Origin of the sequence: Vibrio variabilis, assembly GCF_003263785.1 — a bacterium.
GTDB classification, from domain to species: Bacteria; Pseudomonadota; Gammaproteobacteria; order Enterobacterales; family Vibrionaceae; genus Vibrio; species Vibrio variabilis.
The window spans coordinates 1-1,280 of the sequence record NZ_JYJK01000119.1 but is presented as its reverse complement, the minus strand read 5'-3'; the positions used below and the strand labels follow the sequence as shown (position 1 = coordinate 1,280).

The 1,280-nt window shown below is 51.4% G+C and carries 1 protein-coding gene and 1 pseudogene; both read right to left on the bottom strand.

Annotation, left to right across the window (positions count from 1 at the left end; translation table 11 throughout):
- Positions 1–515 (bottom strand): annotated as a pseudogene (locus tag TZ48_RS20035) (flagellar motor switch protein FliG); the annotation flags it as partial.
- The coding region (locus TZ48_RS20030; RefSeq protein ID WP_275426469.1) for a flagellar M-ring protein FliF C-terminal domain-containing protein at positions 515–1,280 on the bottom strand (766 nt) is incomplete at its 5' end. The gene TZ48_RS20030 and the pseudogene TZ48_RS20035, both read right to left, overlap by 1 nt.

Here is a 1,280-nt window from a genome sequence, read left to right as displayed (position 1 = left end):
CGAACACGTTCAGGGAACTGTGACAAGATTTCGGCGGATTGGTCTGCCTCTAAATAAGAAAGCACAATGGTTTGGATCTGTGGGTGTTCGTTGTGGATGATACTTGCCACTTGGCGTGGATCCATCCACTTCAATGAATCGAGACCTTTTGAACCAGTACCCAGCAAGATTTGGTCAACCAGGTTGTTGGCTTTGTCTTCACCAAGAGCAGCCACCAGCGCATTGCGCATAAAGTCTTCGCTGCCCATACCGATGTTGGTGTATTTCTGAATGTCTTCCAAAAAAGCGCGGTGAACCACGCCGACTTTATCTTGGCTTAGGTCGGTTGCTTTCGCCATTGCACTACCCACACGTTGAACCTGCTTAGGCTCAAGGTGGCGAATAATACTCGCCGCGTCAGACTCATTCAGACTCAGCAGCAAAATCGCTGCCTTTTCATCGCCGCCAATAGAGGCAATATCGACGCTAGTCTCTGCTATTTGGCCACCGTTGGCCGCTACAATATCGTTTGCCATTAGTTTTCAGCCATCCAGTTTTTCACTACTTGCGCAGCCAGTTCAGGTTCGTTAGCCACCAGTGCACGCACCGCTTTCAACACATCTTCATCTTTATGTAGGTTTGGCAAATCAATGCCGGAGCTAAATTCAAACAGCTCACTGCCGTCGATATCGGTGCCAATCAAGCTGGTTTCACCATCCGCGCCGAGCGGCAGACCGTCGGGGCCATATAGCTGCTCGTCTTCTTCAGCCGCTGCTGGGTTGAGCAGTTTCTTCATCGCTGGACGGATAAGCACCATCACAACAACCACGATCACCAGTGCACTCGCGAACCAGCGTATCCAATCATTGAAGTTTGGATGTTCCCAAATTGGCACATCAGGCAGAAGCTCAGCGGCTGGCTCTTCGAAGGTCATACTAAGAACATTCAATAAGTCGCCTCGATTTTCATTAAAGCCTACTGCGCCCACAAGTATTTGACGCAGCGCCGCTAGCTCACTTTCAGAGCGCGGCTCGTAAGTCACTTCACCGGTGTCAGGGTTGACTTTCGCGCGGTTTTTAATCGCAACCGCAACCGTTTGGCGGTTAACCACTCCAGTTTGCTTGCGCTCATGACTGATGGTGGTATCGAGTTCAAAGTTGCGCGTGGCTTCTTTGTGTACCGAACCTTGCCCCATCACAGAGCCATCTTTCATTTGCGCCACATCGGTCGGGATCGACGCATCGGCTGGCGGCTGATTACTCAGCGCGCCTGGCACACCGGCAACCACATTGCCGTTGTTG